Annotated in this window: 20 protein-coding genes and 1 pseudogene; 5 read left to right on the top strand and 16 right to left on the bottom strand. The window is 70.2% G+C overall.

All coding sequences use genetic code 11. The features are described from left to right. Positions 1 to 18: 18 nt before the first annotated feature. Entirely contained in the window at positions 19 to 726 is a 708-nt protein-coding gene (locus tag P1P70_RS01125; RefSeq protein WP_319233753.1) for a GntR family transcriptional regulator, read from the top strand. A 462-nt stretch (positions 727 to 1,188) separates the two neighbouring features. Here P1P70_RS01125 and P1P70_RS01120 read toward each other — a convergent pair whose 3' ends face one another. From P1P70_RS01120 to P1P70_RS01095, 6 genes are all read right to left on the bottom strand, one after another. Beyond that, positions 1,189 to 4,491, bottom strand: coding sequence for a S8 family serine peptidase (locus P1P70_RS01120; RefSeq protein ID WP_319233751.1), 3,303 nt, complete (start codon positions 4,489 to 4,491; stop codon positions 1,189 to 1,191). A 463-nt stretch (positions 4,492 to 4,954) separates the two neighbouring features. Then, entirely contained in the window at positions 4,955 to 5,632 is a 678-nt protein-coding gene (locus P1P70_RS01115; protein ID WP_319233749.1) for a response regulator transcription factor, read from the bottom strand. Positions 5,633 to 5,644: 12 nt separating this feature from the next. Further along, complete coding sequence (locus P1P70_RS01110) at positions 5,645 to 7,294, bottom strand: sensor histidine kinase (protein WP_319233748.1); 1,650 nt, start codon at positions 7,292 to 7,294, stop codon at positions 5,645 to 5,647. A 395-nt stretch (positions 7,295 to 7,689) separates the two neighbouring features. Further along, complete coding sequence (ptsP, locus tag P1P70_RS01105) at positions 7,690 to 9,360, bottom strand: phosphoenolpyruvate--protein phosphotransferase (protein ID WP_319233745.1); 1,671 nt, start codon at positions 9,358 to 9,360, stop codon at positions 7,690 to 7,692. An 84-nt stretch (positions 9,361 to 9,444) separates the two neighbouring features. After that, the gene (locus P1P70_RS01100; protein ID WP_319233744.1) at positions 9,445 to 9,654 is read right to left on the bottom strand and encodes a hypothetical protein; all 210 of its coding nucleotides are present in this window, start codon (positions 9,652 to 9,654) and stop codon (positions 9,445 to 9,447) included. A 129-nt stretch (positions 9,655 to 9,783) separates the two neighbouring features. Continuing rightward, positions 9,784 to 10,095, bottom strand: a complete 312-nt coding sequence (locus P1P70_RS01095) for a hypothetical protein (RefSeq protein ID WP_319233742.1) — start codon at positions 10,093 to 10,095, stop codon at positions 9,784 to 9,786. A gap of 419 nt (positions 10,096 to 10,514) precedes the next feature. On the opposite strand from P1P70_RS01095, the gene P1P70_RS01090 reads away from it, so the two are divergent. Continuing rightward, positions 10,515 to 11,462, top strand: a complete 948-nt coding sequence (locus P1P70_RS01090) for a sugar-binding transcriptional regulator (protein WP_319233740.1) — start codon at positions 10,515 to 10,517, stop codon at positions 11,460 to 11,462. A gap of 187 nt (positions 11,463 to 11,649) precedes the next feature. Here P1P70_RS01090 and P1P70_RS01085 read toward each other — a convergent pair whose 3' ends face one another. The 9 genes from P1P70_RS01085 to P1P70_RS01045 all read right to left on the bottom strand — a co-directional run bounded on the left by P1P70_RS01085 (position 11,650) and on the right by P1P70_RS01045 (position 19,932). After that, positions 11,650 to 12,840 (bottom strand): dihydrolipoamide acetyltransferase family protein, encoded by a 1,191-nt coding sequence (locus P1P70_RS01085; RefSeq protein WP_319233738.1) that lies wholly within the window; start codon positions 12,838 to 12,840, stop codon positions 11,650 to 11,652. After that, on the bottom strand, positions 12,840 to 13,889 hold the full coding sequence (locus tag P1P70_RS01080; protein ID WP_319233736.1) for an alpha-ketoacid dehydrogenase subunit beta: 1,050 nt from the start codon (positions 13,887 to 13,889) through the stop codon (positions 12,840 to 12,842). Before P1P70_RS01080 ends, P1P70_RS01085 begins: the two co-directional genes overlap by 1 nt. Positions 13,890 to 13,907: 18 nt before the next feature. Then, positions 13,908 to 14,876, bottom strand: a complete 969-nt coding sequence (locus P1P70_RS01075; protein ID WP_009337342.1) for a thiamine pyrophosphate-dependent dehydrogenase E1 component subunit alpha — start codon at positions 14,874 to 14,876, stop codon at positions 13,908 to 13,910. A 13-nt stretch (positions 14,877 to 14,889) separates the two neighbouring features. Continuing rightward, complete coding sequence (locus P1P70_RS01070; protein ID WP_319233732.1) at positions 14,890 to 16,221, bottom strand: NAD(P)H-dependent oxidoreductase; 1,332 nt, start codon at positions 16,219 to 16,221, stop codon at positions 14,890 to 14,892. Positions 16,222 to 16,912: 691 nt separating this feature from the next. Beyond that, entirely contained in the window at positions 16,913 to 17,335 is a 423-nt protein-coding gene (locus P1P70_RS01065) for a transcriptional regulator GutM (protein ID WP_319233730.1), read from the bottom strand. Between the two features lie 11 nt (positions 17,336 to 17,346). Then, a complete protein-coding gene (locus tag P1P70_RS01060; RefSeq protein WP_319233729.1) occupies positions 17,347 to 17,721 on the bottom strand; it encodes a hypothetical protein in 375 nt (124 codons plus the stop codon). Between the two features lie 116 nt (positions 17,722 to 17,837). Beyond that, entirely contained in the window at positions 17,838 to 18,209 is a 372-nt protein-coding gene (locus P1P70_RS01055) for a PTS glucitol/sorbitol transporter subunit IIA (protein ID WP_319233728.1), read from the bottom strand. Then, positions 18,209 to 19,264 (bottom strand): PTS glucitol/sorbitol transporter subunit IIB, encoded by a 1,056-nt coding sequence (locus tag P1P70_RS01050; RefSeq protein ID WP_319233727.1) that lies wholly within the window; start codon positions 19,262 to 19,264, stop codon positions 18,209 to 18,211. Before P1P70_RS01050 ends, P1P70_RS01055 begins: the two co-directional genes overlap by 1 nt. After that, positions 19,261 to 19,932, bottom strand: a complete 672-nt coding sequence (locus tag P1P70_RS01045) for a PTS glucitol/sorbitol transporter subunit IIC (RefSeq protein WP_319233725.1) — start codon at positions 19,930 to 19,932, stop codon at positions 19,261 to 19,263. Before P1P70_RS01045 ends, P1P70_RS01050 begins: the two co-directional genes overlap by 4 nt. A 466-nt stretch (positions 19,933 to 20,398) precedes the next feature. Between P1P70_RS01045 and P1P70_RS01040 the strand changes: the two genes are divergently transcribed. Further along, entirely contained in the window at positions 20,399 to 20,671 is a 273-nt protein-coding gene (locus tag P1P70_RS01040) for an HPr family phosphocarrier protein (RefSeq protein ID WP_319233723.1), read from the top strand. A gap of 57 nt (positions 20,672 to 20,728) precedes the next feature. After that, a complete protein-coding gene (locus tag P1P70_RS01035) occupies positions 20,729 to 21,673 on the top strand; it encodes a sugar-binding transcriptional regulator (protein WP_319233722.1) in 945 nt (314 codons plus the stop codon). A 434-nt stretch (positions 21,674 to 22,107) separates the two neighbouring features. Here P1P70_RS01035 and P1P70_RS01030 read toward each other — a convergent pair whose 3' ends face one another. After that, complete coding sequence (locus tag P1P70_RS01030) at positions 22,108 to 22,719, bottom strand: TetR/AcrR family transcriptional regulator (protein WP_319233720.1); 612 nt, start codon at positions 22,717 to 22,719, stop codon at positions 22,108 to 22,110. A 152-nt stretch (positions 22,720 to 22,871) separates the two neighbouring features. On the opposite strand from P1P70_RS01030, the pseudogene P1P70_RS01025 reads away from it, so the two are divergent. Beyond that, positions 22,872 to 24,526: pseudogene (locus P1P70_RS01025) on the top strand (amidohydrolase). Positions 24,527 to 24,575 lie beyond the last annotated feature (49 nt).

Genomic DNA, 24,575 nt, shown 5'->3' with positions numbered 1-24,575 from the left:
GGTACCACCGGGGAGCCTGTGCAGACCGGTTCGCTGCGGGCGCGGGCCATCAGCGAGATCCGGTCACGCATCCAGACGGGTGCGCTGGCTCCGGACCACACCTTCTCCGAGGTGACCATCTGCGAGGAACTCGGTATGAGCCGGGCGCCGGTCCGTGAGGCCCTCATCGCGCTCTCCTCCGGTGGATGGCTCGAGCCGCTGCCGCGGGCCGGCTGGCAGGTACGCGCCCTGACGCTCAACGAGGCGCGGAACCTCATGGCCGTCCGCGCGGCCCTCGCACCCGCCGCCGCTGCCGCCGCCGCGCGCAGGGCGCCTCATGAGGACGAGGCCGTAGCCGCACTACAGGGCTACTGTGACATCCAGGCGAGCGACGGACCCGTCGACGAGGCAATTGTCGCCATGTACCGTTGCCTCAGGCGGATCGCGCGCCTGTCGGGCAACCTCGAGTTCGACCGCTGTCTGGAGGACGTGCTGTCCAGGCTCGTTCGCTACTACCTCCTGGCACCGGTCCAGGAGGCGCTGCGGAGCGAGTCGATCCCGATCCATCCGGTCGTGGCGGCGGTCCTCGCCGGGGACACCGACGCCGCTCACGATCAGATGCTCGGTTTCGTCACCCGGGACCAGCGGCGACTCACCGAGGCGATCATCGACAGCGACCTCGTCCAGTCCGTGAAGTTGACACTGCCGTCGGGACACACACCCACCCGGAGAAGAGACAGTGCCTGAGGAGCCGGACCCATCCGAAGGTCCGAACGTGGTCCCCATCGATTCCTACCGTCGGGCCAGGACCCCCGGCGCGAAGACGGCGAGGCGGGGCCCGATGACAGTTCCCGGCCGCTGGGGCTGGGACCGGTACGGCCCGAACTCCGCGTGCCGCAACGACATCGACTGCCCACCCGACAAGATCTGTGAGCACGGCCGCTGCGTATGAGCCCTGTCCCGCTGCCGCTGCTCAGCGGCACGTGCGTCGGCGTCGTTCACCGCACATCTCGTGGCGCGCGCCGGGGTCCTTTCCGGCCGCTCTGACGGGCCTGATGCCGATCTGGGACGCTGGGGCGCAGGCGGCGGCCGTCCCGTCCGTGCGGAGCCTTACGCACTGCCCGTGGGCACGCGCCGACGCCGCCGGTCCACCGAGGGGGCGGTGAACCGGCGGCGTCGTCTTACCGTGGTGGTCAGTGTCTGGTCAGCTCAACCGACGGTGCGGTAGGCGTCGATCAGCGTCTGGGTGACGCTGTTGCCCTTGGTGTCGACGGCCGTGGCACGGAACGACACCGGGCCAGGGGTCTTCGGCTGGGTCAGTGTCACGGACCGCTCGGCGCCGGCCGCACCGTGGACCGCTGTGCTCTTCCAGATGTGCCCGCCGTCGTAGGAGACCTTGACGGCCAGGGACTTGAGCGCGCCCGGGGCCGCCGCAGCGCCCTGGACCACCAGCGGGACCGTGATACGGGTCCCAGCCTTGGCGGTGCTGTCCAGGCCGAGTTTCGGGGTGAACCGGACGACGGACAGCGGCATGGTGGCGTAGGCGTCGGGCGAGGGGCGCAGAGTGAAGTCCCAGACCGCGGAGACGCGGGTGCCCACGCGGTACACGTCGGCCTTGCGGGTCGCGTCCATGCTGAGCCGATAGCGGGCGGTGCGGTTGCTCAGTCCACTGCGGCCTTCGAGCGTGTCGCACAAGTCCTGCTTCTCGTCGAGGAGGACGGTGTCGCCCATGGTGAACCGGGTACGGTACGCGGCTTCGGAAGATCCGAGGTAGCCCGTGTGGCCGGAGCCGTCGCTGAACAGGGGCACGCAGATCCCGTAGTTGGACTTCACGTACTCTCCGCCGTAGCCCTCGGGCAGGGACGGGCCGAACACGGCGGTGTCGAAGTTCTTCTCCCGGTAGGAGCGGCCGGGCTGGTAACGGCGGTACTCACCCTCCCAGGACCCCAACAGGGAATCGGCCTTGGTACCGACGGCCGTAGCCAGTTTCCAGCGCAGGCCCCCTTCCGCCGACAGGTAGGTGACCGCTGAGCCGTACGGCGCCTTCCGCGCGACTCCGGCGAGTTCGGGAACGTTGATGACCTCCTCCCAGCCGGGTACGGTCCAGGCGGCGCTGGGCGTGACCCGGGCGCCCGCCGGGACGGGCCCCGTGGCGGTGACGACCTTCGCCAGGCCACGTGCGGAGACGGTTCGGTTCAGGCCGGTGAACATCGATCCCCTGTGGGTGACGACGAGGCCGTACAGCGGATCGTTGGCTCCGCGCTGCCAGATCCCTCCGTACTGGACGACGAAGTCCTTCGAAGGGGCGGACGGCCCGGCCTGGGCCACCCGGACGGCGTCGTAGTCGTCCGCGATCAGACCGTTGTAGTACCCGGTCCCGGGGGTTCCGGCCGCGAAGAGCAACTGCGAGCTGCGCAGACGTGCCCGTGCGTCGGGCGCGGTGACGCGGATGGGCTTGGCGGTGCGGGCGTCGAGGGTCAGCGCGCGGTCCTTGCCCATCACCAGCCGGGGCGTCACCAGCCAGGACAGCTCGGAGCGGCTCCCGTTGTCTTCCTCCATCATGGTGTCCACCGTGTAACGCCCCTTGGGCAGCCGGACGGTGACGACGCCGTCGCCGTCCTTGTCGCCGTAGTCGTAGGGCAGGTACAGCCGGGGCCGGTCCAGGCCGGCGACGGCCAGAGCGGTGTTCTTGGCAGGCTTTCCGTCGCGACCGACGACCTTCAGGGTCAGCGTGTACGACGGCACCTCGCGCACGACCCCGACGGGGATGCGCGTCGTCTGCCCACCGCCCTTGGCGGTCACCGAGGCGGACCAGAGCCCGTCGGCCAGTCCGCCGACGCGTGTGTCGGCCGTGACGGTGGCGTCCGCTGTGCCGCCGACCGGGATGGTCAGCCGCGCCGGCGAGACGCTGAACAAGGCCGCGGACGTGGTGCGACCGCTCGGGCCGACCGGATCAGCCACCGAAAGGTCGAGAGTGACCGGCCGGTCGCTGAGGTTGCTGTAGGTGAGGGTGCGACGGACCGGCTGGTCGTCACCGTGCGGCCACTGCTGGACACCGAGATCGAGGGAGGCGGGCTCGGCGCTCACCTGCTGCCGGATGGCCCGGGTGAGATCGACACGGCCGGCCCCTGCCGCATAGGCGCTCTGCCCGGCGAGCGGCTTGGCGGAGGCCATCACGGCGGCCTTGAGGCGGGGACCGGTCCAGTCCGGATGCTGCTGGGCGACGATGGCGACGGCACCGGCCGCCGCCGGGGTGGCCATCGAGGTGCCGGAATAGACGACATAGCCGGGGATCGGCCCCTCGCCCCCCGGGCTGTGGGCGGCCCTGGCCGCGACGATTTCCACGCCGGGTGCGGACAGGTCGGGCTTCATGGCGTTGTCGGCGGTCGGCCCTCGGCTGGAGAAGTCGGCGAGGCGGTCGTCGCGGTCCACGGCGGCCACGGTGAGCGCCGACTCCGCGGAGCCCGGAGAGCCGACCGTGGCGTCGTCGGGCCCCTCGTTGCCCGCGGCGATCGTGAACAGGGTGCCGGAGGACTTCGACAGGCCGTTCACCGCCTGCTCGACCGGGTCCACGCCGATGGTGTCCGTGCCGCCCAGGCTCATGCTGACGATCTTGGCATTCTGCTCCACGGCCCACTGCATGCCGGCGATGATCCCCGAGTCCGAGGCGGTGGCGCCGTCGAAGACCTTGCCGACGAGCAGCCGTGCGCCGGGCGCGACGCCCATGTACTTGCCATCGCTCCTGGCACCGGACCCGGCGATGATGGAGGCCACATGCGTGCCGTGCCCGTCGGTGTCGTCCGTGGTGCCGCTGCCGCTGAAGTCCTTGGCCTTGAGGACGGCCCCCTTCAGGTCGGGGTGCGTGGCGTCGATGCCGGTGTCGAGGACCGCCACGTCGACGCCCTTGCCGTCATAGCCAGCCTTCCACGCCACCGGCGCGCCGATCTGGACCGGGCCGCCCCCGGGATCGGGGTCGCCCGCCTTCCTGGTCACCGTGAGGACGCGGTCCGCGGGGAGTTTCCTGCGGCCGTCCAGCCAGACCCGGTCGATGCCGGGAGCGGTCTGCAGGGCACCGGCCCGACCGGCTGGACGGTCGGTCAGCGCGGCCAGGACCCGCCCGATCCGCGCCTTGGGCGCGGTGATCGACTCCCCGCGCACCGCGGGCAGCCGGCGTTGGACATCGGCGTCGGCGGAGCGCAGTGCCTGCCGGGCGTCGCCCTGCGCGGCGCCCTTCCGGTACGTCACGATCAGCGGCAGGGTTCGCCTGTGCGCGTCGTCGTAGTCGGCGGCGGCGAGCCCCGTCACGTCGAACAGCCTCCGGTCCAGACGGCCTTCGGCCAGCAGGCCGACGACATCCACGGGAGTCACATACGTGTGACCGGCGAAGCGCCGCACGGACACCGGTATCCCGGCACGTCCCGGGCCGGGCCTGACCTCCGTGACCCTGCCCCTGGCGTCCAGTGCCGCCGTGTCCCCGGTGATCAGCGTGATCCGCTCGACGGTACGGCCCACCGCGCCCCGCACAGACGGCGGAGCCCCCGCACTGCCGTCAGCTCCTGGCCCCGGCACAGCTGTCGCGGGCAGCGCCCCGCCGACCATGCCCAGCAGGGCTGCGGAGGCGACACCCGCACAAACCGCCCTGCGTATCGTTCCTCTTCTGCTTCCGCCTTCCCACGCCACCCCATCGATTCCCTTCCGGACAGGCCTGTGCACCACAGGACATGCGGGGATGTCACGGTCCGCCCGCTGGCGACCGCCGGGTCCGACTCTTGCCTGGGAAGACAGCCCCGCACCTCACCCGAACGGCCACGCCTTCTCGTCCGATCGGTAGATGACACAGACGGTCCAGGAGGGGAAGCTGGTGAGGGCGTGTCAGCGAAAACGTACGAGTGGTCGGCGAAGGCGGCTCCGGTGTGCGCTCCGGTGCGCTGCGCTGCGGTGCGCTCCGGTCGACGAGATCCGCGCCGGGGCGGGCTCACTCCGTCGGCAGCAGGCCGGCTTCATGCGCGAGGATCGCGGCCTGGACACGGTTGGCACAGTCCAGCTTGGTCAGGATGTGCCGCACATGCGTCTTCACGGTCCCCTCGCCCAAGTAGAGCCTTCTGCCGATCCCGGCGTTGGACAGCCCGAGGCCGACCAGGATGAGCACCTCCTGCTCGCGGGCGGTCAGCACCTGTAACAGCCGTCGTGCCGCGGCGTGCCGTCGCCCATGGGTGAGCACGTACTGTTCGATCAGGTCCCGGGTGACGCGGGGGGAGAGGATGGCATCGCCGCGCGCGGCGATGCGTACCGCCTGGATGAGTTCCTGAGGGCCGGTGTCCTTCAGCACGAAGCCCGTGGCGCCGGCCTGAAGCGCGCGGGTGATGTACTCGTCCTCACCGAACGTGGTGAGCATGACGACCTGTACCGACGAGGCGAGGGTGGCCAGCCTCTCGGCGGCGGCGAGGCCGTCCACGCGGGGCATCCGGATGTCCATCAGCACCACGTCGATGCGATGGCTGACGGCGAGGTCGACCGCCTCGGCTCCGTCGGCGGCCTCCGCGACCACCTCGATGCCTTCGGCGCGGGTCAGGACCAGGCGCAGGCCAGCCCGCATCAAGGCTTCGTCGTCGGCCAGCAGGACTCGGATCGGCACGGTCGGATCATCGCTCATAGACGTCGCACCCTAGGGATATTCAGTGACATCGTCGTCGATGTCGTATTCACTCATGACGGTCAGACGGTCCTCGCGAAAGCAGAACCGGACGATCCGGACCTGTACTTGCCAGTCCTGCACGTAGACACAGGAGTCGCGGGAAGGGGTGGGTGACTCCACGAGCCGGGCGGCGAGCCGCGCGATCGGGTCGTCCTGGCCGGCGATGTCGGTCACTTCCTCCCGGGTCATGCCGAGCTTCACCGTCTCGGACAGGGGGGCAGTCACCGTCTTCCGGTACTCCGCGAAGGACCAGGGCATCACAGAGAGCGCTACGGAGATCAGCGCCGCGACGCCGACCAGGCAGGCGGCGAGCACCGCGCTCGTGCCCTGGCGCGCCCAAAAGCCGAAAGGCGTATGCGGCCTGGCGGTTCGAGCCGTCGTGGCCGGTGCGACCCGATCGTCGAGGGCTGCCTGGTTCCGCTGGTCCCCCCGGGTGCCGGGAACGGCCCCTGTGGGCTCGCGCAGGGGCAGTTCGGCGCTCATCCGGAAACCACCGTCCTCGGTGGGCCCGGCGGAGAAATCCCCACCGAGCAGGGCCACCCGCTCCTGCACGCCGACCAGTCCCATTCCGGTACCGGGCGCGAGCGGGGTCCTGCCGGACGGCGGTGGGTGACCGCTTCCGTTGCGGAGCTCGACGCGGACGGTGTCCCGGTCGCGCTCGACCACGACCGTGACGTCCGAACCGGGCGCATGCCGGTGCACGTTGGTCAGGCCCTCGCGGACGACGCGGTGCACGGCCCGTCGCACAGGAGCAGCGACGTCGGACAGGTCGGCTCCCTGCCACGTCAGGCCGATGTCGACGCCCGCCGATCGGGATTCCTCGATCAGCCGCTCGATATCCGAGCGAACACCGGTCTCCTCGGCCGGCTGCAGCGTCGCGGCCTCGCGGCCCGGGGTCCGCAGGATGCCGAGGATCAGGCGCAGTTCCCGCATCGCCGTCTGGGCCGTACCGCGGATCAGAGCAGCCTCGCCGCCGCCCTTGCCACCGTCGATACGCGCCTCTTCGGCCGATGCCAGTTCCAGAGCTCCCGCGTACTGAGAGATCAGGCTGAGCCGGTGGCCGAGCTGGTCGTGCATCTCCTGGGCTATGCGGGACTGTTCCTGGAGACGGGCCGTCGCCTGAGCCAACCGGTAGTTCTCCTCCAGGAACAGCGCGCGCTCCCGAAGCCCACGGATCACGCGGTCCGCCGTTCCGAGCAGGGCTCGCACCCCGGCCGGCAACCCCAGGCAGACCAGGGCCGTGAGCAGGTGAAGCGCGGTCACCACGGAGGTCGGCATGGGGCTGGCGAGTACGGCTACGACGTAGCCGACCAGGGCGGCCACGCCCAGGACGGCGAACCGCCGCACCGCCGACCTGTGCTGCCCGCAGACCCTGAAGGCCGCCACCGCGACAGCGCTGCCCGCCACGGGCCACCAGCCGAGCAACGCGGTCGCGGCGATCACCGCGGCGGTCGGCGACCACAGTCGGAGCAGTGTGGTGAGGACCGTACCGCCCACGTACACCCAGGCCAGAGTCGCTTCCGAACGGGAGCCCGTCGGCGTCCATTCAGGACTGATCCACTGTGTGGCCGCGGCCCATGTGACCAGCGCGACCAAGCCGAGCAGCCCTGTCTCCCGCACGCCCCGTTCCATCGGTCGCGCGCCCGGAGACGCCAGAGCCTGAGTCTCCCGCACGATGCGGGATACGCTCGCCGGCCGCCCATCGTTCACCACCGGGCCAGGAAACCCCTGGGTTCCGCAGGATCGCGGATGCCGGTCTGTGATCCTCGGGCGGGTGACACGCTCCGGGGACGGGAAGAGCAGGTACTCCCGGTTGGCGGGCGGCCGGGGTGCTTCGAGAGCCACGGTCCGAGCATTCCCGTATGCAGCGGGGAGTGCGGAGACCTCGTCAACCAGCGAGCGTGCGAGAACCCATTCCTTCCCGTCCCACTCAGTCAGGGACGGTCGGGCGCGAACGCGGTCGGCCTCCCCGCAGTCCGTCCACGTGGCTCACACGAAAACAGTCGTCGCCGCCCTCACTCGCCCGACAGCACCGCCTGCGCGGCGGTGCGCGCCTCCTCGGCCGTGTCCGTCGCACGGGCGGCAGCCGCGGCCCGCTCGCACTGCGCCAGCGTGTACTTCGCCAACGTCCCCCGCACATACGGGATCGAGGCCGCGCCCATGGACAGGGAGGTGACCCCCAGACCGGTCAGCACACACGCGAGCAGCGGATCCGAAGCCGCCTCGCCACAGACACCGCAGCTCTTGCCCTCGGCCTTCGCCGCCTCGGCGGACAGCGCGACCAGGTCGAGCAGCGCGGGCTGCCAGGGGTCCTGCAGCCGGGAGACCGCGCCCACCTGCCGGTCGGCCGCGAACGTGTACTGCGCGAGGTCGTTGGTCCCCAGCGAGAGGAACTCGACCTCCCGCAGGATCGACCGCGCCCGCAAGGCGGCGGACGGAATCTCCACCATGGCACCGAACTTCGCCCGCAGCCCCGCCTCACGACACGCGTCGGCGAACGCCCTGGCATCCGTGCGGTCGGCGACCATCGGCGCCATGACCTCAAGATGGACCGGCAGGCCTTCCGAGGCTTTCGCCAGCGCCTGCAGCTGCGTCCGCAACACCTCGGGGTGGTCGAGAAGCGTTCTCAGACCGCGCACACCGAGAGCGGGATTCGGCTCGTTCGCCGGAGTCAGGAAGTCCAGCGGCTTGTCGGCGCCCGCATCGAGGACCCGCACCACCACACGCCCCTCGCCGAAGGCCTCCAGCACCTGGTGGTAAGCCTCGACCTGCATCTCCTCGGACGGCGCCTGACTGCTGTCGTCCAGGAACAGGAACTCCGTGCGGAACAGCCCTACACCCTCTGCTCCGGCCTCCACCGCGGCCGACACGTCGGCCGGACCACCGATGTTGGCGAGCAACGGCACCCTGTGCCCGTCGGAGGTGGCACCTGGGCCGGTGGAAGTGGCCAGTGACTCCCTCCGCGCGGCGGCCTCGGCCGCCATCCGCTCCTTCTTCTCCTCGCTCGGATTCACGAAGATCTCTCCGGTGCTGCCGTCCACGGCGATCACCGTGCCCTCGGCGAGCTCACCCGCTCCCGGCAGCGCCACGACGGCCGGAACCCCGAGGGCACGCGCGAGGATTGCGCTGTGACTCGTCGGTCCGCCCTCCTCGGTCACGAAGCCGAGCACCAAAGAGGGGTCGAGCAGCGCGGTGTCCGCCGGTGCGAGATCCCGGGCGACGAGGACGTACGGCTCGTCGCTGTCCGGCACGCCGGGCATGGGAACCCCCAGCAGCCGGGCGACGATACGATTCCGCACGTCGTCGAGGTCGGCCACCCGCCCGGCGAGGTACTCACCCGCACCGGACAGCAGAGCGCGATACGCGGCGAACGCGTCGCAGACCGCGCGCTCCGCACTGCTGCCGACCGTGATCCGGCGCTCCACATCGGCCATCAGCTCGGGGTCCAGGGCCATCAATGCCTGCGCTTCCAGGACCGCTTGGGCCTCACCGCCGGCCAGGTCGCCGCGCGCGAGCAAATCGGCGGCCACCGCCTCCACGGCCTTGTGAGCGCGCCCACGCTCACGTTCCGCGTCTTCCGCCCGTATCTGCTTCGCGGGCGGCTCCAGCACCGCCGTTCCCATGTGCCGAACCTCGCCGATCGCCACACCGTGGCTCACGCCGACGCCTCGCAGCGGTGTTTCCATGTCACGCTCTCCGATCAGTGCGGCAGGTCCCGCTGCCGCGGTGGTGTGCGACTCACACGCGGTCGTGTCTGGACGCGACCGTTGTCATTGCCGACCGAAAGGCTCGTCGTCGGCTTTCGCTTCGTCGTCCTCATGGGCGTTGGAGAAGGAATCGGCCGTGGCTTCCAGCGCCACGACCGCGCAGATCGGGGACTGGCCCGCGGTCGACAGCTGCGGGGTCCACCGGACCACGGAATGTCCTCGGGTCATGAAGGCGTCTTTGCTGACCCGCAGTTCGAAGCCTGCACCGGTCAACCACACGCCCTCGATGCCGAGATGGCCACACGCCAGAGCCGTACTCGTCGGCCACAGACAGAAGTCAGCCCGGAGAGAGATCAGCTCCCAAGGGGTCCGTGAGGCCGGAGGCGTTGCGGACCGGCCGGGTCAGGTTCGGGCGATCAGCTTGATCTCGTGCAGCACCTGGGCGACTTTGTTGATCGTCTTGACCGGCAGGCCGACGACGAAGCGCACCGGATGATCCTGGGCGTCCGACCGGAGCTTGGCAGGCAGCCGGTTGAGGCGACCTCGGAAATCCCGGGTGTACTGCCCTATGACCAGTTCCCTGGGCATCATGGTGGTTTTCTTGCAGTTGTCACAGATGATCGTGAGCAGGCAGCCGTGGACGTAGGTCAGCAGATGCAGTTGTTCTCCGCCACAAGTGCATTCCAGATACGTGGCTTCCGTGCTCTCGATCATTGTCGGCTCCTTGGCTTCCTCAAAAGCTCACCGCGCCCGTCGGGCAAGTAGTGCAGCAGTCGATCGGGTTGGGGCGGGCGACGGTTAGCGGCATGAGCAGCCGGGCTTCTGCCGTCAGCTGGCAGGCGTACCTGGCGCGTGAGGTGAGTGACGCATTCAGCCCCAACGATACGCTCACGGACGCCAGACCTCACCCACACGTCACATCTGTGAGTACTCATTTCACGTACGTGAAAATAGTCCCATGCCGGTCCACCCTTGTCCAGATCCGCGTCCACGCCCGCGTCCATGTGGGAGGGGAACTGCACGTGAGTCCACAGCGGGGCGGGAAGCACGAGTAAGTCCTGGGCGGAACCACCCCCTGGTCGACTGTGCAACAATCTGGACAGATGTGACGATGGCGAGGCGAGGGGGTGGACATGCCGGCATCCCGTGAGCGCGACATGTTGGCCAAGGCAGCACGGCTCTACTACCTGGACAACTTGTCGCAGCAGCAGGTGGCCAGTGCTTTGGGTGTCAGTCGCTCGAACGTCTCACGCATCCTCACGGCCGCCCGGGAACAGGGGATCGTGGAGATCCGCATCAACGATCCGGCCGGACGCGATCTGGATCTGGAAGAGCGGCTGCAGAGCGCGTTCGGAGTGTCCTCCTGCCGCGTGGCCTCCGTGCACACGGACGAGTCGGCGCTGGCCAAGGTAGGGGATCTGGCGGCCGCCTGGATGCTGGACACGGTCAAGCCCGGCAGCAGCATCTCGCTCTCCTGGGGCAACACGCTCCAGGCCATGGTGCATGCCGTCCCCTCCGGACAGGAGCTCTCGGTGGAGATCCTCCCCCTGGTGGGCGGACTCTCCTCCGTGGCCTCGGAGATCACCGGCGAGGAACTGGTCCGGCAGCTGGCCGACCGCCTGGGCACCACCTATCAGCGACTCCATGCGCCCGCCCTGCTGGAGGCCAAGGCATCGCGGGACACGCTGATGACCGAGCCGGCCATCGTGAATGTGCTGCACGCCGGTCGCGAGTCCGCTGTGGCCTTCCTCGGTATCGGTGCCATGGGGGTGGGTTCCTCCGCGGCGATCATCGAGTCGCTCCACCTGAGCGACCGCGATCGGGCGGCCTTCGAAGCGGCGAAGCCGGTGGGCGATGTGTGCGCCCGGTTCTTCGACGAGGACGGCAACCCGGTGCACGGAGCGGTCGAGGACAGGGTGCTGGCCATCTCGCTCGAAGACCTCCGTCGGATACCCACGGTGGTGGGGCTGGCCGCGGGCGTGGAGAAGGTCCGGGGAGTGCTCGGTGCGCTGCGCGGACGCTATGTGGACGCCCTCATCTGTGACGCCCCGCTGGCAGAGGCGTTGCTTGCCTCGGCCTGAGCGAAGCCGGCATCCGCATCCCGCCCGTGGCGTGCCCCCGCATGCGAACCGGGACGGCACGCTGCCGCCACGTCCACCGGCAGTCAGGGCACGGACAGTGTGGACGGGCGGCAGCGCGTTCATGGGGCCACCGGGTGGCCGGGGCGTCTGCTGACTGATCGTCGGGGCTCCTGGATGAGCGGCGGGATCACCGCCGTCCGAACCAGTTCGGGTCGTCCAGGCGCCGCTGGACCGCGTTCAGCAGACGCGCGGCGTCCGCGCAGTCACCGACGCGGTGATCGACGGTGAGACCGACCCGGCAGCGGGTGCGCACCCCGACTCCGTCACCGACGGGGACGACGTGCGGGGCCACCGCACCGACCGAGAGCGCGGTCGCCTGGGGCGGGTTGAGCAGTTCCTGGAAGGCGTCGACACCCAGGGCGCCCAGGTCGTGCACGGTGGTGGTGGCGGCGGTCAGGTACTCCACCGGCACCTTGCCGCTGCGGGCATGGTCGGCCACGCGCCCGAGTCGCGCGTCGAGCTCCTCGACCGTGAACCGGTCCGGGTCGACCAGGACCGGGGCGACCGGGCCGTGCTCGGTGTCCACCATCAACCCGACCGCCACGTCGGACCATCCCTCGCTGCCCTCCCCGGTCCACCGGGCGTTGAGCGGGCTGTCCCGCAGGGCATCCGCGTACGCCCGTACGATCAGGCTGAGCCAGCCGCACCGGCCGCGACGCTCCGCCACCGCCTCGAGGTCCAGGTCACGGAAGACGACTGCCTGGGGAATGGCGGCGCTCGCGCTGGTCTGGCGGGCGACAGCCCTGCGGGACCTGTGCCGCGAGGCTGGTGCACCTATGCCTGCCGGTGCGCCGTTGGTGGCTGACGGGCTGGGGGGCACGTGGGCTGCGGGCGCCACGAGAGGGGAGGTCCCGGCCTCGACGTCGACCACTCTGATGATCCCGCCCGGTCCCGTGCCGTTGAGGGTCGTGAGGTCCACGCCGAGTTCCACCGCCCGGCTCCGGGCGAGCGGCACGGCCGACACGACGGTCGACAGGGACAGCGGCGGAGCCGGCGTGGTGGCGAGCGCCGCCGGAGCGGGCGAAGGCACCTCCGCCTCGGCCGGTCCGTCGAGGAGGTCGCCCAGCAGGTCGTCCGCGTCGCTGGTGAGGTAGGCGATCGGCTCGCCGACAGCCACCACATCGTCGGGCTGAGCCACGAGTCGGGCCAGGATTCCGTCGACGGGAGATTCGACCTCCATGTCGACCTTGTCGGTCGCGACCTCGCACACCACGTCGCCGGCGCGGATCTCGTCGCCCTCCGCCTTGTGCCAGGTCAGGAACGTGCCCTCCTCCATCGTCATGGACATCTTGGGCATGACCAGGGGTATCTCAGCCATCACCACGACCTGACCAGGCGGGTGGCCTCGGCCACGATGTCCGGGATCTGGGGCACGGCCGCGCGCTCCAGCTGGGGAGCGTAGGGGATCGGCACGTCGAGGCCGCTGAGGCGGCGTATCGGAGCCCGGAGGCGGCCGAACGCGTCCGAGTCGGCGATCAGTGCGGCGATCTCCGCCATGTAGCCACAGGTCCGGGGGGCTTCCTGGACCAGCAGGGCGCGCCCGGTGGCCGCCACCTCCGAGATGATCGTCGCCTCGTCCAGGGGGACGAGGGTGCGTGGGTCGACGACGGTTGCGGTGATGCCTTCCTCGGCGAGCAGCTGCCGGGCGGCTTCCTCGGCTCGGGAGACCATGATGCCGGTGGCCACGATGGTGAGGTCCTGGCCCTGTCTGCGGACCGCCGCCCGGCCCAGGGGGATCCGGCCGGCGCCTGCGGGCACCGGGCCGCTCTGCTTGTACAGCAGCTTGTGCTCCAGGACGATGACCGGGTTGGGGTCGTCGATGGCGGCCAGCAGCAGGCCCTTGGCGTCCGCCGGGGTCGCGGGCATGACGACCTTCAGTCCGGGGACGTGGGCGAACCAGGCCTCCAGGCTTTGGGAGTGCTGCGCGGCGGCGCCGGTGCCGGAGCCGGTGGGGGCGCGCAGCACCATGGGGACGCGGGCCGCGCCACCGAGCATGAAGTGGATCTTCGCGGCCTGGTTGGCGATCTGGTCCATGGCCTGGGCCGTGAAGTCGGAGAACTGGATCTCCACGATGGGCCGCATGTCAGCCAGCGCGGCGCCCACCGCCGCGCCCACGATGCCGAGTTCGCTGATCGGGGTGTCGCGCACGCGCTCCTCGCCGAAGCGGTGCACCAGGTCGCCGGTGACGCCGAAGGCGCCTCCGTAGATGCCGATGTCCTCGCCGAGGACGAAGACGCGGGGGTCGGTCTGCATGGCCTCGGCGAGGGCCTCGCGGACCGCCTCGGCGTAGGTGAGGGTGCGCTCGGACGGGTCGGCCGACTGCCGCGCTGTCGTCGCGGCAGCCGGGATCGGGAGTGCGGTGGTCATGTGCAGGTCTCCGATGAGTCAGACGGCGTAGACGGCGGAGGTGAGTTCCGCGGCGCTGGCGTCGGGGGCGGCGTTCGCCGTGCGTACGGCCTCGCGCACGGCGTCGCGAGCGTCGGCCTGGCACTGCTGTGCCTCGGCCTCGGTGAGGGTGCCGCCGTCGAGCAGGGTGGCGGTGTAGCGGGCGATCGGGTCACGGTCACGCCACTGGTCGATCTCCTCGCGCGTGCGGTAGAGGTTCTTGTCGCTCTTGGAGTGGCCCTTCCAGCGGTAGGTGAGTGCCTCCACGAAGGTCGGGCCACCGCCCGCGCGGGCCCGCTCGACGGCGGTGCGGACGACCTCCTGCACCGCGGCCACGTCGTTGCCGTCGACGGTCACGCCGGGGATGCCGTAGCCGGCGGCGCGCTCGGCCAGGCGCTCCACGCGGAACGCCCGCTGGACGGACATGGACATCCCGTAGTTGTTGTTCTCGCAGATGAACACCACGGGCAGGTCCCAGATGGCGGCGAGGTTGACTCCTTCGTGCCAGGCGCCCTCGTTGACCGCGCCGTCGCCGAAGAAGCTCAGCGCCACCCGGTCCTCGCCGCGCAGCCGGCTCGCCAGCGCGGCACCGGCGGCGATGGGCACGCCTCCGGCGACGATGCCGTTCGCGCCCAGGTTGCCCGTCGCCACGTCGGCGATGTGCATCGATCCGCCCCGGCCGCGGCAGTAGCCGGTCTCCTTGGCGAGCAACTCGGCCATCATGCGGTCGAGTCGGGCGCCGCGGGCGATGCAGTGTCCGTGGCCGCGGTGGGTGGAGGTGATGTAGTCACCGTCGCGCAGTTCGGCGCAGGCACCGACCGGCACGGCCTCCTGACCGATCGACAGGTGCATGGTGCCGTGCATCATGCCGCGGGCGAAGAGGTCGTCGACGGCCTCCTCGAACCGCCGGATGGTCCACATCGTGGTGAGAGCGGAACGGGCCGCCTCGGCGTCCTTGATCAGGTCCATGCTCACGTTCTCCTCACGCAGCCAGAGAGTCGGTCGGCGCCCCAACCGGCAGGTCGATCCGCTCCCCCGCCAGCAGCCGGTCCTGCAGACGCCGCAGCGTCGCGATCATGGTGCTCTGGTCGATCCGCACGTCCTGCCGGGTGAGCACGGTCCCGGCCGGGACGTCCCGCACCACCTCGGCGCCGGCGGCGAGGCCAAGGGGCACCAGAGCCTCGGCCGCCGTCACGTCCGCGCTCTCGGCGAGGCCGTACACCGTGGAGCCGCCGATGCCGTCGACCCGTTCGCCCGCCCTCAGGTCCCGCTTGGCGACCGCGACCACCTCGGCGTTCCACACCGTCGGCGCGAGGCTCGGGACGCGGTCCAGCACCGCCTCGGCGACGGAGAGCGGGGCCTCGACACTGGCCAGGTGGTAGGGCCGGTAGAACGAGTAGTAGGGCCCCTCACCCATTCCGAGGTACTCCATCTCGGCGGTGACGACCGGGTCGTCGCTGTGACCGATGACGAACACACCGGGCGCGACGGGGCCGGTGCAGTAGTCCACCACGCCGGCGGCGGGAAGCACGCCTCCGTCCGTCTCCGGGCGGAACGTCTTGGCCAGGTCGGCTACCGTCGAGTGGGGACCTGTCATGCCGCGCCGGCTGAGCCGGAGGTCCGTCGCGTTGGCCAGCGCCACCATCTCGATCATCGTCTTGGAGCCGTCGACGAAACTGGCCAGCATCTTCGGGTTCATGCCCTTGGCCGTGGCCTGATCAGCCAGCGCCTCGGGGGTGGCCGTCGGGTCGAGAGGGTTGTTCTTGCCCTTGCCGGCACAGACCACGCTGAAGCCGATGTCGCGCACGTAGTCCACCAGCCGCTTGCACTCCACCGGTTCGTCACCGCGGCAGACCGTGTACACGCGGCCCATGCGCTGCGCGACCGTCGACAGCAGCAGACCGATCGTCACATCGCACTCCACGTTGAGCAGTGCGATGTCCTTGCCCGCCAGCAGGCCGAAGAAGGCGACCGAGGCGCCGACGTCCGGCACACCGCTGGCGTCGACGATGATGTCGATCGGCAGCGAGACGAGGTCGAGTGCGTCGGTGACGACGACAGGCCTGCCTTCCCGCACCGCCGCGGCCCGCTCGCCGGCCGTACCGCCGCTGAGTGCCTGGCCCCGGTCCGAGCGCTTGAACGCCTCGTGGCCGCGTTCCGGGTCGATGTCGGCGATCGCGGAGATCTCCATGCCCGGGATGTGCGCCACCTGCGCGACGAAGCCGAGTCCCATCTGCCCAGCGCCCACGAGGCCCACCCGGACCGGTCGGCCGAGCTCCTGCTCCCGCTCCCGCAACTGATCCCTGTAGCTCATGCTCCGGTCCCTTCCTGCCGCCCAGCCGGGTGTCCGACCCATGAGGCGCATTTGCACATTCGTGCATTCGATATGCACGTTGGTGATTTATTTGGTAGCACGTGTGCGGCTCCCAGGGCAAGGCCTGAACCCGCACGGGACCGCGGGCGGGTGGCGGTGACCGCCGATCAGTGATTGACGTGAACATGTCAGCTCACTGCAACCCTCTGATCACACGTCAACTCGCCGAAGCGCCAACGGAGCGGAAAGTCGGCGGAGTGACGGGGTCCGGCGGGTCGAGACGAATGTGTCGCCAGGGAGAAGCCGGCCAGTCGCTGGGTCAACCGATGGCGCTCAGTGGGCCATTCACCCAAGCATCACGAACAGGAGGCCGATCGGCCCGCCGTCCGGGCAGTGCCCCGCTGCGGCAACCCGTCGCTCGCGCGTTGACGCGGTTCCATACCAGGGCCACAGCTGAACGCCGACGGGAAAGGAAGGCGACCCGCCCTGTCATGTGCGGTACCGACCGGGCACACCGGCGACCAGGGCCGACGGGGCCCCCGTCTCGGGAAGTGTCAGAGTTCCGCGGCCGTACACCGCTCCAGGCAGCACCCATGTATCTGCGGCGTTCACCTGGATCACCGCATGACCGAGCTCGCGAGGGTCGCATGTCGCCCGCTCCCCCACGGCGACCAGCTCGATCGGACGTTGCTCACCGTGTCGACCACATCCGCAGAGCGGGGCCGTGATCGACCGAGGCGCCGGATCGCATCCGGCGGTAGCGGTCGCGAGCGTCCTCGACCGCACGCGCCACGGCAGTCGATCCGGCCCGGGAGGACGCCGTGCTCAGCTGCCCGGTGAGCTGCGGGCGTTCGCGGAAGCGGGCCAGAACAGAAGCCCCCTGCATCACGAGGGCCCGTTCGACGACACTGTCACTCCGCCGTACGAGCAACAGCACCACGGCACCGCGGAGCCGCCCGGTGGCCCGGCCGGAGACGAGGGTGACACCCGCCCGGTGCTCCTGGGCGACGAGCTTGTTCACTGTGCGCATGTAGTAACGGTGCTGAGCCACGCTCGCCAGAAGCGAGAGCACGAAGCCGCCGAGCAGCAGCAGGGCCAGGGGCAGGTATTCCATGAGTCCTCTTCTCAGGGGCCTTCGGTTCCGGCCCCTCGTTCAGGAGGGGAGGGGACTGCCGGCCGCTTCTGTCCGTCACCCTCGGGGAGAAAGGGCGAGCGGACCGGCAGTCCCGGTATGCGGGGCAGGCCGAGGGAGGAGCGGTGGCGGACCTTCCTGGCCGCCACCGCATTGCGTATCCGATCGGGATTCCGGCCGCGCAGCCGGACCGTTCCGCAGCTCAGACACATCAACGCCGCCACCTCGGTGGTGACTTCGGTGGTGCCGAGACGGTAGGCGAAGCGAGGCGAGCCGAGCAGTGGCAGCGCCATGGATCCCTCGACGAGCGTCCCGCCGCAGTCGCGACAGGCATCCTCGGCCGGTCCGCTGTCATCAGGGGTGTTCATGGCGTACTACTCCTTCCCGTCTCCGTCGTCGCTTGTCGGCCACCCCTCGTACGACCTGTACGGGTCGCACGAGGCGCCGTGGCCGCGTCGCGTCCGCACCTCGGCCCAGCCGCACGTCACGCGCGGACGAGCCTCAGCTCGGTTCCCGGTGCGGGAACCTCGAGTGGCCCGTCGGCGTGCAGCGCTCCGGGCAGCAGCCCGGCAGCCGGATCGGGGTCCACGTAGACGACCACGTGACCCAGGGTCGTCAGGTTCTCCTGGGCGCGCTCCCCCACCGCGGTCAGGGTCAGCCGGGTCTCGCCGAGCCACAGCTCGTCACCCGGTCGAATCTCCTGGGCGGGGGGTTCGGCCGGCTCGTGCACCACGCTGAGGCTCTCCAGGTCGCCCGGTAGCGGTTCACCGAAGAGGATGAGGACGCCGCCGTTGATGAGGTCCGCGGCCTCGTCGCCGACGCGGAGGATGGTGCTCTGGTAGTAGAGGTCGTTCATCAGTACATCCCGAAGCTGACGAGCCAGGCAAGGGCCACGGCGAGGGGGGAGGTGATCAGACGGCTGAGCAGTACCGCCGGCGTACCGACCGCCACCGTCTCGGGTTTCGCCTCGCCGAGGGCGAGACCGACGGGGATGAAGTCGCAGCCGACCTGGCCGTTGATGGCGAACAGGGTGGGCAGAGCGTACTCGACGGGGATGGTTCCCGCCGCGATCTGTGTGCCCATCAGCACACCGATGATCTGCGCGATCGCCGCTCCGGGCCCCAGGATCGGGGACAGGAAGGGCAGCGCCACCACGGCGCCGAGGGCGATGAGACCGAGCGGATTCGAGGCGAGCGGCTTGAGGCCCTCACCCATCGCCTCGGCGACGCCGGTGTAGAGAACGAACCCCAGCAGCAGGCTGACGTACGCCATGAAGGGCAGGATGGTGCTGATCGTCAGGGTGATGGCCTGCCGGCCCGAGGCCAGCAGGGTGTTCACCGCGTAGCCGATCCCGGAACTGAACTTGATGAAGCCGTCGGAGATCCGGGAGAAGAGCCCGCCGCCTCCCGACGGCTGTGCCACGGCCACGGTGACCGGGTCCGTCGTCTCGTCACGGCTACCCTCGGCCGACGGCGTGTCCGGCGCCGCCGCCTCAGCACCGTCCTCCGTCTCCGTCCCCTCCTCGACGACGATGTCGTCCACTCCCACGTCGGAGACGAAGATGTCCTCGGTGATGTACTGCGCGAGCGGGCCGCCGGGCGCGCCGGGATACACGTCGATCGTGGGTATCCGCTTGCGCGGATAGACACCTATCCGCGCGGTGCCACCGCAGTTGATCACCGCACAGAGGACCTCTTCGTCGGGAACGGTGGTGCGGAACCCGTCGACGGCCTCCGCCCCGGTCAGGTCCGCGATCCGCTGTGCGACGGGGTGGACGCCCCCGCCCGTGACCGACAGCACTTTGTTTCGTGTCGCGGTGCAACGCAGCGTGAGTCCGTCGCCCCAGCCGCCCGAGCCCTTGCGGACGAACACCGAGGGGTAGGTGCGCGGGCTCTGCTCGGTGGTCGTCATCGTGTGCCTCCGGACACCGTGAGCACGCTGCTGGCGGTGCCCGTGGTGAATTCCTCGTCGAACTTGCGGAAGATCTCCGTGCGGCCGGTCCTCTTGATCAGGAAGAGGGTGATCCGCTCGGTGACGACACCCCTGATGAAGATCACCACGACGCCCGTGGCGAGGTAGTAGAGCGCCAGGGGCACGGTGGACAGCCCCAGCTTCTGCACGCCGCTGGCGATACCCAGCCAGACGAACAGCTCGCCGGCGTTGGCGTAGGGGAAGAACGAGGTCACCGGGTGGACGAAGGAGACCGCCGAGTCGTAGAAGGCCGGCTTGTACTTCTCGGGCAGGAACCTGCCGAACGAGTAGCACATCGGGTTGGTGAGCATCAGCACGGCGAGCACCGGCATGACGGTGTAGCGGGTGATCCACCAGCGCGAAGACCACTCGACGGCCCGAGTCACGCGCTTCTCGCCGACGAACGACACCAGCGCGTACATCGCGGTGAGCAGGACGATCAGCGTGGGGAGAATCCCGGTCACCAGACCGGTGAACTGCTTGCCGGCCTCGTTGAACAGGCCGATGAAGTGGGAGCCGACCCAGACTGCGCCACGAATGACAGGATTGTCACTCTCCTCGCCCTGGGGTGTCGACGCCGCCAGGGCTGCCGCGGCAACGGTAACCATCTCGGCCCTCCTCTCTGTTTCTGAGCGGGGATACGGAGGTCTCTGTCTCCGAGTGGGGATGCGGAGGCCGGTCGGAGCCCATGGCCCGTACGGCGGAGACGAGTAGGCGGCTCTGGTGGGGTGGGGAGCCGACGTGATCGGAATGCGAGGGGAGGAACGGGGATACCCAGCAGACGGGTTTGCACGTCTGCTCAGAGTTCCTCACCTCTGTTCGGTAGAGGTGTAGCACCGAGCGGCGGGGCACGACAAGATGTCGGCCCTAATTACGCTACGTAACAGCGGAGATAACTCGGCCCGCCAACCCGGCCCGGACCCACCCTCCAAGGGATGCCGCAGCCACCGCGGTCGGCCGTTTGCACATTGATGCAATCGTTCTTCACATCTGTCCATCGGCTGTGTAACGTGCGGCTTCACCCAGCCCCGGCCACGGCGAGCGTACTTGGCCGGAGAAATGAAGGAGAGCGCTGTGCCTGAGACCCGTGTCACGATCGCGTCCGAGGTAGGACTGCACGCCCGACCCGCGGCAACCTTCGTCCAGGCGGCCGCGAAGCAGGCGTGCCAGGTGTCCGTAGGCAGGGAGGAAACGGCGCTGGTGAACGCGAAGAGCATGCTCGCCGTGCTGTCCCTCGCTCTCCAACACGGCGAGGAGGTCGTCCTGCGCACCGAAGGCGCCGACGCGGAGGCCGCAATTGCCGGCCTCGCCGACCTCCTCGCCCGGGACCTCGACGCGGTGTCATGACGCGCGTTCCCCGCGGCCACCGCACCGCGCCGCTCGACGCACCGCCGAGGAAGCACCATGCCGACCGCACGTGATCAGCACCAGCTGGTGAAGGTAGCCCGCATGTACTACGAGGAAGGTCGCTCCCAGCAGGAGATCGCCCACGCCCTCAGCGTCAGCCGGCCCAACGTGTCCCGGATGCTCGCCGCAGCCAGGGAACGGGGAATCGTCGAGATCAGCATTCACGATCCGGCAGGGCGCGACCTGACCCTGGAGAGCGAGCTGCGCGCACGGTTCGGGCTGCGCGACTGCCGGGTGGCCGATGCCCTGGGAAGTGACCGCACGCTCGCCCACGTCGGGGACCTCGGAGCACGCTGGCTGCTGGAGACCATGCGGCCCGAGCAGCGCGTCGGGGTGTCCTGGGGGCGCACGCTGCAGGCGGTTGTGCAGCACGTCCCCGACGACGGCGGGCTCAGTGTCGAGGTGCTGCCCCTCGTCGGCGGCCTGTCCTCCGTGGACAGCGAGATCACCGGCGAGGAACTGGTACGGGACCTGGCCGCACGCCTCGGCGGCCGATTCCGCCACCTGCACGCTCCGGCCCTGCTCACCACGCCGGCGAGCAGACAGATCCTGCTCGCCGAGCCCTCAGTCCAGGACGCGCTCAAGGCAGCCGAACAGGTCGGCATCGCGCTGGTCGGCATCGGCAGTCACGGCATCGGCTCCTCCGCGGCGATCATCGACGCCCTGGCACTCGACCCGCGGGAAAGGGAAGAGTTCGACAGCCGCCAACCAGCCGGAGACCTTTGCGCGCGCTTCTTCGACATCGACGGACGACCGATTCCCGGTCCGGTCGAAGAGCGGGTGCTGGCCGTGTCCCTGGAGCAACTGTCGAGAATCCCGCTCGTGGCGGGGGTGGCGGCGGGGGCGGAGAAGGCCCGCGGCGTGCTCGGCGCCCTGCGCAGCGGTGCGGTCGATGTGCTGATCTCCGACAGTTCCCTCGCCCGCGCCCTGCTCCTCGCGTAAGGCCCCTCCGACATGCTCGGGACGAGGTTCAGGTCCTGGTGACCGAGGGGCGCCAGTAGGGGAGCCAGTCGTGCGCCGGGTGCTTCCGGCCCCGCGCTCGTACATCCGGGGCGTGGTTTCTTGGCCGAAGCAGCGGCTGTCCGCCACGTGATGCCTGCACGCATCGGCAAGGACCGGGATGTCTCTCACTCGCTGACGCGGATGATTCGGTGGCCGCGCCGCCGCGGGCCGCCGGGCGCCGGTCGCGTCCGAGACCCCCAGTCGGCCATATGCGGGAAGCAGCTCCCGTTGGGCAGCAGTTGATGGATGCCGCCACGAGCGATCGTCCCACCAACGCGGCTGCGGGGCACCAGGTGCCGAGGGCGCAGTATGCGGGCCGACGGGGTCGTGGTGTCGCGTCGACCGGCCGGGTCCGGCGACGTGCGCGAGCGCTGTCAGCGATCCAGCAGGTCGCGAAATCCGATAAGCAGGGCGCGCAGCCCGAGGTCGAAGGCCAGGGTGGCGCGGCTGCGGTCGGCGGGGGTCTGGTCGAGTACGGCGCTGAGGTGCGGAGTCGCCTCGCGGGCGACGTCGGAGACCATCACGGGCGGCGCCACCAGGTCGAGGGCGGAACCGAGAACGAAGCTCTCCAGTGCGGTGATCAGCGGCATCACCTCGTGCGTGGCGAAACCCGCGTCCAGGAGCAGCTTCGCGACCTTCTCGTACATCACGTGCATGAACGGTTCGGCCAGCGGGGCGGTGGCCAGCAGGGGAACCGCCCCCGGGTGGGCGGCGAAGGCGGCCAGATAGGAGCGGGCCCAGCCCTCCAGGGTCTCCTCCCAGGGCTGCGACCAGTCCTGGTCGTCTCCGGTCGCCAGGGCGAGTTCCTCGCGCATCAGCGAGATGATCTCGTCGCGGCCGGTGACGTGGTGGTAGAGCGCGGAGGGGGCGACCCCCAGGGCCTTGGCCAGGGCCGGGATGGAGAAGGCACCCTTCTCGTCGGCCAGGCGCAGTGCCGCGGCACCGATGCGCCGGCGGTCCAGCAGGGGTGTGCGCGGCCGTCCCACGGTGGCTCCTCGTCCTCATGTGCCGTAACCCAGAAGTTACCGAATGACATTCAGTAAAACTCTTCCCCGTCGTCTGGGCGGCGCCTACATTACCGGAAACCGAATGCCTTTCAGTTAGGCGGTCGGCTGAAGGAAAGGCACCGCCACACGTCATGCACGCCGACATCGTCTTCACCGGAGGGACCGTCCGGACCGGGGCCTCGGACGACCCCGTCCACGACGCCCTCGCCGTCACCGGCGGCCGGATCACCGCCCTCGGTGCACAGGCTCTGGCCGCCCGGGGGCCGCGTACCACCGTCGTCGACCTGGTCGGCGGGGCCCTGCTGCCGGCGTTCGGCGACGGCCATGCGCACCCGGTGATGGGAGGTCTGGGTCTGGCCGGTGTGCCGGTCCGGGACCGTGGAAGCGTCGAGGAGATCGTCGAGACCGTACGGGGCTGGGCCGCCGAACACCCGGAGGCGGAGTGGATCACCGGTGACGGCTTCGATCCGTGGCTCGCCCCCGGCGGCCGGTTCGACGCCCGGTGGCTGGACGACGCCGTACCCGACCGCCCCGTCGTCCTGCGCACCATGGACCATCACACCGCCTGGGTGAACAGCGAGGCCCTGCGCCGGGCCGGTTACACCGCCGGCACCCCCGATCCGATGGGCGGGGAGATCCTGCGCCGCGACGGATCCGAGGAGCCGCTGGGCACCCTGCGCGAGTTCGGCGCCCTGGGCCCGGTGCTCGCCCTCATTCCCATGGCGTCCCACGAGGCACAGGTGGCGGCGCTGCGCGAAGCCGCGGCCCGGTTCGCCGAGGCCGGCGTGACCTGGGTGCAGGACGCCTGGGTCGAACCGCACCAGGCCGACGTCTGGGTCACCGCCGCGACCACCGGGCCGGGGCTTCCCCTGCGAGCCGACCTCGCCTTCGTCCTGGAACCCGACGGCTGGCGCGAGCGCATCCGCCGGTTCACGGCGGACCGGGACAAGGTGAAGAGCTCCGCTCCCGGGCTGCTGACCGCGCGGAGCGTGAAGTTCTTCGCCGACGGCGTCATCGAGTCCGGCACCGCGGCCCTCCTAGAGCCCTACACCGACTGCCCGCACTCGCACGGCATGGCCAATTGGTCCCCCCGCGAACTCGCCGAGGCCGTCACCGCCGTCGACGCACTCGGCTTCCGCGCGCACCTGCACGCCATCGGCGACGGCGGAGTGCGGATGGCTCTGGACGCGATCGAGGCCGCCGCCCACGCCAACGGCGCCCGCGACCGCCGTCCGGTCGTCGCCCACGCCCAGCTGATCCACCCCGATGACCTGGCCCGGTTCGCGGCCCTCGGCGTGGTCGCCAACCTCCAGCCGCTCTGGGCCCAGCCCGACCCTCTGATGACCGAGCTGACCCTGCCGAGGATCGGCCCGGAACGCGGCGCGCGGCAGTACCAGATCGCCGCTCTGCTCGACTCGGCGCCCGGATCTCGTTCGGCAGCGACTGGCCGGTCACCGCCCATGAACCACTGCGGGGCATCGCCACCGCGGTCACCCGTCAGACGCCCGAGGGAAAACCCGAGGGCGGCTGGCTCCCCGAGGAGCGGATAGACATCGACGCCGCTCTCGCCGCCTACTCCGCGGGATGCGCCCACCAGGCGTTCGAGGAGAAGGAATGGGGCGCGCTGCGTCCTGGAATGCGCGCCGACCTGGTGCATCTCGCCGCCGATCCGGCCGGGACCGCCCCCGGTGACCTCGCGCACCTCCCCGTCCTGGGCACCTGGCTCGCCGGCCGGCGTACCCACGACGCCCCCACTCCCCCCGGCACGCGTGCCGGGAGACGATAGACCTAGGTAGCGTCACGACCGGTCTGCGTCTCCTGGACGTTCCGCCCCC

It is taken from the genome of Streptomyces sp. MB09-02B (assembly GCF_033794485.1).
Taxonomy (GTDB): domain Bacteria; phylum Actinomycetota; class Actinomycetes; order Streptomycetales; family Streptomycetaceae; genus Streptomyces.
Note: the sequence above shows the minus strand (reverse complement) of the source record. Positions and strands in the feature narration are given on the sequence as shown.

What these genes read in the sequence shown, in the direction of transcription:
- P1P70_RS01115 (WP_319233749.1), bottom strand. Translation starts at nt 5,632, where the DNA reads ATGAGCGATGATCCGACCGTGCCGATCCGAGTCCTGCTGGCCGACGAC.
- ptsP (WP_319233745.1), bottom strand. Translation starts at nt 9,360, where the DNA reads ATGGAAACACCGCTGCGAGGCGTCGGCGTGAGCCACGGTGTGGCGATC.
- P1P70_RS01095 (WP_319233742.1), bottom strand. Translation starts at nt 10,095, where the DNA reads ATGATCGAGAGCACGGAAGCCACGTATCTGGAATGCACTTGTGGCGGA.
- P1P70_RS01090 (WP_319233740.1), top strand. Translation starts at nt 10,515, where the DNA reads ATGCCGGCATCCCGTGAGCGCGACATGTTGGCCAAGGCAGCACGGCTC.
- P1P70_RS01085 (WP_319233738.1), bottom strand. Translation starts at nt 12,840, where the DNA reads ATGGCTGAGATACCCCTGGTCATGCCCAAGATGTCCATGACGATGGAG.
- P1P70_RS01080 (WP_319233736.1), bottom strand. Translation starts at nt 13,889, where the DNA reads ATGACCACCGCACTCCCGATCCCGGCTGCCGCGACGACAGCGCGGCAG.
- P1P70_RS01075 (WP_009337342.1), bottom strand. Translation starts at nt 14,876, where the DNA reads ATGGACCTGATCAAGGACGCCGAGGCGGCCCGTTCCGCTCTCACCACG.
- P1P70_RS01070 (WP_319233732.1), bottom strand. Translation starts at nt 16,221, where the DNA reads ATGAGCTACAGGGATCAGTTGCGGGAGCGGGAGCAGGAGCTCGGCCGA.
- P1P70_RS01065 (WP_319233730.1), bottom strand. Translation starts at nt 17,335, where the DNA reads ATGGAATACCTGCCCCTGGCCCTGCTGCTGCTCGGCGGCTTCGTGCTC.
- P1P70_RS01060 (WP_319233729.1), bottom strand. Translation starts at nt 17,721, where the DNA reads ATGAACACCCCTGATGACAGCGGACCGGCCGAGGATGCCTGTCGCGAC.
- P1P70_RS01055 (WP_319233728.1), bottom strand. Translation starts at nt 18,209, where the DNA reads ATGAACGACCTCTACTACCAGAGCACCATCCTCCGCGTCGGCGACGAG.
- P1P70_RS01050 (WP_319233727.1), bottom strand. Translation starts at nt 19,264, where the DNA reads ATGACGACCACCGAGCAGAGCCCGCGCACCTACCCCTCGGTGTTCGTC.
- P1P70_RS01045 (WP_319233725.1), bottom strand. Translation starts at nt 19,932, where the DNA reads ATGGTTACCGTTGCCGCGGCAGCCCTGGCGGCGTCGACACCCCAGGGC.
- P1P70_RS01035 (WP_319233722.1), top strand. Translation starts at nt 20,729, where the DNA reads ATGCCGACCGCACGTGATCAGCACCAGCTGGTGAAGGTAGCCCGCATG.